The 7,260-nt window shown below is 63.0% G+C and carries 8 protein-coding genes, 1 tRNA gene and 1 pseudogene; 9 read left to right on the forward strand and 1 reads right to left on the reverse strand.

Annotation, left to right across the window (positions count from 1 at the left end):
* The coding region (locus tag ACU0BR_RS04980) for a zinc transporter ZntB (protein ID WP_446155748.1) at window positions 1-774 on the forward strand (774 nt) is incomplete at its 5' end.
* On the opposite strand, the gene ACU0BR_RS04985 is transcribed toward ACU0BR_RS04980, so the two are convergent.
* Complete coding sequence (locus tag ACU0BR_RS04985) at window positions 771-1,613, reverse strand: hypothetical protein (RefSeq protein WP_446155749.1); 843 nt, start codon at window positions 1,611-1,613, stop codon at window positions 771-773. The genes ACU0BR_RS04980 and ACU0BR_RS04985 overlap by 4 nt on opposite strands.
* 118 nt (window positions 1,614-1,731) lie before the next feature.
* Here ACU0BR_RS04985 and ACU0BR_RS04990 point away from each other — a divergent pair.
* The 8 genes and pseudogenes from ACU0BR_RS04990 to ACU0BR_RS05025 all read left to right on the forward strand — a co-directional run.
* Window positions 1,732-1,807, forward strand: a tRNA-Trp gene (locus ACU0BR_RS04990).
* 192 nt (window positions 1,808-1,999) lie between these two features.
* Window positions 2,000-2,200: a preprotein translocase subunit SecE gene (gene secE / locus ACU0BR_RS04995; protein WP_446155750.1), complete on the forward strand. Its 201-nt coding sequence runs from the start codon at window positions 2,000-2,002 to the stop codon at window positions 2,198-2,200.
* A 272-nt stretch (window positions 2,201-2,472) separates the two neighbouring features.
* Entirely contained in the window at window positions 2,473-3,006 is a 534-nt protein-coding gene (nusG, locus tag ACU0BR_RS05000) for a transcription termination/antitermination protein NusG (RefSeq protein WP_446155751.1), read from the forward strand.
* A gap of 102 nt (window positions 3,007-3,108) precedes the next feature.
* A complete protein-coding gene (gene rplK, locus ACU0BR_RS05005; RefSeq protein WP_446155752.1) occupies window positions 3,109-3,537 on the forward strand; it encodes a 50S ribosomal protein L11 in 429 nt (142 codons plus the stop codon).
* 4 nt (window positions 3,538-3,541) lie between these two features.
* On the forward strand, window positions 3,542-4,240 hold the full coding sequence (gene rplA, locus ACU0BR_RS05010) for a 50S ribosomal protein L1 (RefSeq protein WP_446155753.1): 699 nt from the start codon (window positions 3,542-3,544) through the stop codon (window positions 4,238-4,240).
* Between the two features lie 251 nt (window positions 4,241-4,491).
* Complete coding sequence (rplJ, locus tag ACU0BR_RS05015; protein ID WP_446155754.1) at window positions 4,492-5,007, forward strand: 50S ribosomal protein L10; 516 nt, start codon at window positions 4,492-4,494, stop codon at window positions 5,005-5,007.
* Window positions 5,008-5,078: 71 nt separating this feature from the next.
* The gene (rplL, locus tag ACU0BR_RS05020; RefSeq protein WP_446155755.1) at window positions 5,079-5,459 is read left to right on the forward strand and encodes a 50S ribosomal protein L7/L12; all 381 of its coding nucleotides are present in this window, start codon (window positions 5,079-5,081) and stop codon (window positions 5,457-5,459) included.
* A gap of 254 nt (window positions 5,460-5,713) precedes the next feature.
* Window positions 5,714-7,260 (forward strand): annotated as a pseudogene (locus ACU0BR_RS05025) (DNA-directed RNA polymerase subunit beta); the annotation flags it as partial.

Consider the following 7,260-nt stretch of genomic DNA (forward strand, 5'->3'; position numbering starts at 1 on the left):
GCCGAGGAAACCCGCCCGCGCACCACGCCGATCGCCGACGGGGCGCTGATGATCCTGCGCGGCGTCAACCTCAACGAAGGGGCGGAGCCGGAAGACATGGTATCGATCCGCCTGTGGGTCGATGCGCACCGGATCATATCGCTTCAGAAGCGTCAGCTGCGCGCGGTGCTGGATATCGCCGACCGGCTGGAAGGCGGCACCGGGCCGCAGTCGTCCGGCGAGTTCATATCCGCGCTTATCACCCGCCTTTCCGACCGGATCGAGCCGGTGCTGCAATCGCTGGATGATGAGACCGACGAACTGGAGGAAACCGTCGTGGAACGCCCCGACGCCGCGCAGCGGCGCCCGGTGACCGAGATCCGCCGCCGCACGATACAGTTGCGCCGCCATATCGCGCCGCAGCGCGAGGCCGTCGCGGCGCTGCGCGGCTCGGATCTGGCCTGGCTGCTGCCGCTCGATTTGCGGCATCTGTCCGAGGCGCAGGACAGCCTGACCCGCACCGTCGAGACGCTGGACGCGATCCGCGATCGCGCGCAGGTCGTCAAGGACGAGCTGACCAGTGCCCTGTCGGACCGGCTGAATCGCAATCTTTACATTCTGGCGGTGGTCTCGGCGGTGTTTCTGCCGCTCGGGTTCCTGACGGGCCTGATGGGGGTCAATCTGGGCGGCTTGCCGGGCGCTGCCTCGGCCTCTGCGTTCTGGCTGTTTTGCGCGATTCTGGCGGGGGTGGCCGCGGCGATCCTGCTGTTGCTGCGGTTCCTGCGCTGGCTTTAGGCCGGTTGCGGCGCGCGAAACTTCCATGCCGTGCGCTGGCCGGGATTGGCGCGCAGCGCCGCCGTCATCCGCTCGAACCTTTCGTCGATGCCGAGACCCGCGTGACGTTTGCGCGCCGCGGCAATCAGGTCGAACAGCTCCGCATCCGTCAGCAGCGCGGTTTCCGCAGCCTCCAGCGCCTCCGCATCTATCGCGCGCGTGCATTGATAAACCATGCTGTCGCGCGGGCAGAAGGCAACGAAGTCGAAATGATCGGCCAGCAGTTCCATTTGGGCGACGACCCAGGGCTGCGAATAATGCAGGTAGTCCTGCTGCACGATCACCGAATGCCCCGGCACCAGCGCCGGAAAGAACATTTCCGCCATCCGGTCGGTCTTCTCCGCGATTTTGGAGGCGTCCAGCGTCAGGATCTCGATGGGAGCGCCGTCCCAGCCCTGTTCGGTGATCTCGCCCTTGTGGAAGACCACGCGCCCTTCCCAGGGTTTCAGCAACTCGCGCGCCAGCGGCAGGATATCCTCGCCTTCGAAGGGCGCGATGCGATTGGCGTAGAGCACCTTTTGCTTGACCTTGTCGCTTGCGGTGAACTTGTCGAAGGCGTGCAGCCTGGTGTCGAGCGCCGCGAAGATATGCCCGGCCGCGAGACAGGCGGTAGATCCCCCGGCGAAGGCGCCCAGATCGACGATCTCGCCGCGCCCGGTCGCATGTTCGGACGCGAGCCAGAAATAGAGCTGCTGTTCCAGCGGGCTGAGCATCGTGGGAACCCGGCGGGCCCGACCGAGAAAGCGATGGGGCAGCGATTCCCAGGGGCGGCGCCTCAGCGCGTCCGCAGATGTCGACATGAATGCACTCCGTTCCAATGAAACCGTGTTAACAAGCGCGGGCGCGCGAAACCAGCCGCCATGATGAAAACCGCTCTTGATTTCGGTGCGGATTGGCCATACGACCGGCCTCGGCCTTAGGGGTTTAGCTCAGTTGGTAGAGCATCGGTCTCCAAAACCGAGGGTCGTGGGTTCGAGTCCCTCAGCCCCTGCCAGACCGTCCATCCATGTGCGCCCTGCGTGCGCGGCGACTGTCTGAACAGGCCCATGATCCGCCATCACGCACCGGATCGCCGTGGCTTTCGCGGCCTTTTGGCCAGTGTGGCGGCGCCGGGCGTTTCGCAGGGTTGAATTCCGGGCTGCAAGGGCGTAACTGCCCGCAACCGGCAAAGGATGGACAGCGCAGTATGGCAATGGCAAACCCCCTGAAGTTCCTGCAACAGGTGCGCGCGGAGATCGCGAAGGTCGTCTGGCCCACCCGCAGAGAGGTTCTGCTGACCACGGTGATGGTCTTTGTCATGGCTTCGCTGACGGCTGTGTTCTTCTTCTTCGTGGATTGGTTGATCCGCACCGGGCTGACGACGATCCTGACCTTTTTCGGTCAGTAGGGCAAAGCGCCGGGACAGGCTGGCCCGACGCGGGCGGTGTCCGGCGGTGTCAGGTTGAATTCCGGCAGACAGGTCCGCGTGGCGCGCGGGAAATCCCGCCGCCTTTGGCCTTGAATTCGCTTGGTAACGGCTGTAGTGGAGGCCTCGATCCCCGATAAAGCGTGCCACCGATTCGTGTTGCACGCTGTTTTCATTCGGCGGTTGACGGTTGATCCGTTTGAAATTGAACGACATTTCGGCGGGTGCCGGAGCAAGGCGAGGTGAGCGGGAACATGGCGAAACGGTGGTATTCGGTCAGCGTGCTTTCCAACTTCGAGAAGAAGATCGCCGAACAGATTCGGCATGACGTGGAGGCAGCCGGCCTGGAGGACGAGATCGAGGAAGTGCTGGTCCCGACCGAGGAGGTCATCGAGGTCCGGCGCGGCAAGAAGGTGTCCGCCGAACGCCGCTTCATGCCCGGCTATGTGCTGGTGCGCATGGAGATGTCGGATCGCGGCTATCACCTGATCAACTCGATCAACCGCGTGACCGGATTTCTGGGGCCGCAGGGCCGCCCGATGCCGATGCGCGACGCCGAGGTGAACCAGATCCTGAACCGTGTCGAGGAAGGGCAGGAGGCGCCGCGCCAGCTGATCTCCTTCGATATCGGGGAAAAGGTCAAGGTCAACGGCGGGCCGTTCGAGGGGTTCGACGGCATGGTCGAGGAAGTGGACGACGACGCGCAGCGCCTGAAGGTGATGGTGTCGATCTTCGGTCGGGCCACCCCGGTCGAGCTGGAATTCACCGAGGTGTCGAAAGACGGCTGAGTGATATGCGTGGGAGGCAGAGCGGGCGCGCCCGAGATGCCGGACCACTAAACCGATGTGCCGCCCTCGCGTGGGTGGTGCGGTGACAGAAGGAGAGGCCGGATGGCCAAGAAGATTGTCGGCAAGATGAAATTGCAGGTGCCCGCGGGCAAGGCGAACCCCAGCCCGCCGGTCGGCCCGGCGCTGGGTCAGCGCGGCATCAACATCATGGAATTCTGCAAGGCGTTCAACGCCAAGACGCAGGACATGGAAGTTGGCGCGCCGTGCCCGACCGTGATCACCTATTACCAGGACAAGTCCTTCACGATGGACATCAAGACGCCGCCCGCGTCTTACTATCTGAAGAAGGCCGCGAACCTGAAATCCGGCGCCAAGACACCGTCGCGCGAAACCGTCGGGACGGTTTCGGTCAAGCAGGTGCGCGAAATCGCCGAAGCCAAGATGAAGGATCTGAACGCCAGCGACGTTGACGCGGCGATGAAGATCATTCTGGGGTCTGCCCGGTCGATGGGCATCGAGGTGAAGGGCTGAGATCATGGCAAAAACCGGAAAAAGAATGACCGAGGCCAAGAAGGCGTTCGCCGACAAGGCCGATCTGACCGTCGAAGAGGCCGTCGCGCTGATCAAGTCGAATGCGAAGGCGAAGTTCGACCAGACCATCGAGATCGCGATGAACCTGGGCGTCGATCCGCGTCACGCCGACCAGATGGTCCGGGGCAAGGTGACCCTGCCCAACGGCACCGGCAAGTCGGTGCGCGTGGCGGTCTTCGCGCGTGGTGCCAAGGCCGATGAGGCCAAGGAAGCGGGCGCGGATATCGTGGGCGCCGAGGACCTGATGGAAACCATCCAGGGTGGCACGATCGATTTCGATCGCTGCATCGCGACCCCCGACATGATGCCGATCGTCGGCCGTCTGGGCAAGGTGCTGGGCCCGCGCAACCTGATGCCGAACCCCAAGGTCGGCACGGTGACGATGGATGTGGCCGAGGCGGTCAAGGCCGCCAAGGGTGGCGAGGTGCAGTTCCGCGCCGAAAAGGCGGGCGTCGTGCACGCCGGTATCGGCAAGCTGTCCTTCGACGAGGGCAAGCTGGTGGAAAACGTCCGCGCCTTTGTCGACGCGGTGTCCAAGGCCAAGCCCGCGGGTGCCAAGGGCGCCTATATGAAAAAGGTTTCGCTGAGCTCCACCATGGGCCCCGGCGTGTCCGTCGCCGTCGGATCGGCGACCGGCAACTGAACCTGACGAGATTTGGCGCGGGGCTTCGGCCCTTCGTCGAATGGCGGGGCGCAAGCCGCCCCGTCCTGTCCGAGACGGAGGGTGGGGCGCACGCCCGTTAAATCCTTCCCGAGATGGGGAACGAGACGATTTCTCTGGGGGGCTGACCCTCGGGCGATGTTGGCCTCGGGACCCTGAAATTGGACCCGAACCCCGGTACGCCGGGGAAAACGAGAGCCGGAGGGGAAACCCTCCAAACTTGGAGTGAAACTGTGGATAGAGCCCAGAAAGAGAAAGTGGTCGAGGAACTCGGCCAGATCTTCGAAAGCTCTGGCGTCGTTGTGGTTGCCCACTACGAGGGTCTCACGGTTGCCGAGATGCAGGACCTGCGTTCGCAAATGCGCGAAGCCGGAGGTTCCGTTCGCGTTGCCAAGAACAAGCTCGCCAAGATCGCCCTGGATGGGAAGCCCTGCGCAAGCATCGCCGACTATCTGACGGGCATGACCGTTCTCGCCTATTCCGAGGACCCGGTGGCGGCCGCGAAAGTGGCCGACAAGTACGCCAAGGACAATCAGAAGTTTGTCATTCTTGGTGGTGCTATGGGTGAGAACGCTCTGGACGTCGCCGGTGTGAAGGCCGTCGCAGGGATGCCGTCGCGGGAGGAGCTTATCGCTTCGATCGTGGGCAGCATCGGTGCGCCCGCCAGCAACATCGCCGGGGCCATTGGCGCGCCTGCAAGCAACATCGCGAGCATCCTTTCGACGTTGGAAGAGCGCGAAGCCGCGTAAAGCAATCATGGAACCTCGTGGGGTTGAACACCTCTGCGTTGGAACACATCTAGAGAAACGGAAACAGTATTATGGCTGATCTGAAGAAACTTGCAGAAGAGATCGTGGGTCTGACCCTTCTCGAAGCACAAGAGCTGAAAACCATCCTGAAAGACGAGTACGGCATCGAGCCGGCAGCCGGTGGCGCCGTCATGATGGCCGGCCCCGCAGGCGACGCCGGTGGCGCTGCCGAAGAGGAGCAGACCGAATTCGACGTGATCCTGAAGGCCGCCGGCGCCCAGAAGATCAACGTCATCAAAGAGGTCCGCGCGATCACCGGTCTTGGCCTGAAAGAAGCCAAGGAACTGGTCGAAGCCGGCGGCAAGCCCGTCAAGGAAGGCGTGTCCAAGGACGAAGCCGAAGAAGTCAAGGCCAAGCTGGAAGCAGCCGGCGCCGAAGTCGAACTGAAGTGATCGTGCCGGGGCGCGCCTGCGCGCGCCTCGCTTGATCCCGAAAATCTGGCCGGGACCGACATGCGTCGGTCTTGGCCGAACCTGTCTTGGCAAGGCCCCGACCGCGGGGTTTTTCTTGGGTAAGGTTCAACGGTCGGGTGCTGTCCAATGGGTCGGACGGCTGGAATAGGCTCGAACCCCCTTTTATTCGTGTGCGGCATGGCGCCGAGGCCCGACGGCCCCGTGCCCGCGAAGTAGAGAAGGTGACTCAGCACATGGCTCAGACCTACCTTGGCCAGAAACGACTCCGCAAATATTACGGCAAGATCCGGGAAGTCCTGGAAATGCCGAATCTCATCGAGGTTCAAAAATCCTCCTACGACCTGTTCCTGAGGTCCGGCGACCAGGCGGCGCCGCTGGACGGCGAGGGCATCAAGGGCGTGTTCCAGTCGGTCTTCCCGATCAAGGATTTCAACGAGACCGCGGTGCTGGAGTTCGTGAAATACGAGCTGGAAAAGCCGAAATACGACGTGGAGGAGTGTCAGCAGCGTGACATGACCTACAGCGCGCCGCTGAAGGTGACGCTGCGTCTGATCGTGTTCGATACCGACGAGGACACGGGCGCGAAATCCGTCAAGGACATCAAGGAACAGGACGTGTTCATGGGCGACATGCCCTTGATGACGCCCAACGGCACCTTCATCGTCAACGGCACCGAACGGGTGATCGTGTCGCAGATGCACCGCTCGCCCGGTGTGTTCTTCGACCATGACAAGGGCAAGACCCACTCCTCGGGCAAGTTGCTGTTCGCCTGCCGGATCATTCCCTACCGCGGCTCCTGGCTGGATTTCGAATTCGACGCCAAGGATGTCGTCTTCTCGCGCATCGACCGTCGCCGCAAGCTGCCCGTGACCACCCTGCTCTATGCGCTGGGTCTGGATCAGGAAGGCATCATGGATGCCTATTACGACACCGTCGAATTCCGCCAGATCAAGAACAAGGGCTGGGCCACCAAGTTCTTCCCCGAACGCATCCGCGGCACGCGTCCCGCGCATGACATCGTCGATGCAAGCTCCGGCGAGGTGATCGCCGAGGCGGGCAAGAAGGTCACGCCGCGCGCGGTGAAGCAGCTGATCGAGGCCGGTGAGGTCAACGAGGTCCTGGTGCCGTTCGACCACATCATCGGCAAGTTCGTCGCCAAGGACATCATCAACGAGGAAACCGGCGCGATCTATGTCGAGGCCGGCGATGAGCTGACCTGGGAGCTCGACAAGGATGGCGACGTCACCGGCGGCACCCTCAAGGAGCTGCTGGACGCGGGGATCGATTCCATTCCCGTGCTCGACATCGACAACGTCAATGTCGGCCCCTACATCCGCAACACGATGGCGGCCGACAAGAACATGGGCCGCGACACCGCGCTGATGGACATCTATCGCGTGATGCGCCCCGGCGAGCCGCCGACGGTCGAGGCCGCGAGCCAGCTGTTCAACACGCTGTTCTTCGATTCCGAGCGCTACGACCTGTCGGCCGTGGGCCGGGTCAAGATGAACATGCGCCTGAACCTGGATGCCGAAGACACGGTGCGCACCCTGCGCCGCGAGGACATCATCGCCTGCATCAAGGCGCTGGTCGAACTGCGCGACGGCAAGGGCGACATCGACGACATCGACCACCTGGGCAACCGGCGTGTGCGTTCTGTCGGCGAGCTGATGGAAAACCAGTACCGCGTCGGTCTGCTGCGCATGGAGCGCGCGATCAAGGAGCGCATGTCGTCGGTCGAGATCGACACGGTAATGCCGCAGGATCTGATCAACGCCAA

The organism is Brevirhabdus sp. (genome assembly GCF_052826345.1).

What these genes read in the sequence shown, in the direction of transcription:
- ACU0BR_RS04985 (WP_446155749.1), bottom strand. Translation starts at nt 1,613, where the DNA reads ATGTCGACATCTGCGGACGCGCTGAGGCGCCGCCCCTGGGAATCGCTG.
- secE (WP_446155750.1), top strand. Translation starts at nt 2,000, where the DNA reads ATGGCAATGGCAAACCCCCTGAAGTTCCTGCAACAGGTGCGCGCGGAG.
- nusG (WP_446155751.1), top strand. Translation starts at nt 2,473, where the DNA reads ATGGCGAAACGGTGGTATTCGGTCAGCGTGCTTTCCAACTTCGAGAAG.
- rplK (WP_446155752.1), top strand. Translation starts at nt 3,109, where the DNA reads ATGGCCAAGAAGATTGTCGGCAAGATGAAATTGCAGGTGCCCGCGGGC.
- rplA (WP_446155753.1), top strand. Translation starts at nt 3,542, where the DNA reads ATGGCAAAAACCGGAAAAAGAATGACCGAGGCCAAGAAGGCGTTCGCC.
- rplL (WP_446155755.1), top strand. Translation starts at nt 5,079, where the DNA reads ATGGCTGATCTGAAGAAACTTGCAGAAGAGATCGTGGGTCTGACCCTT.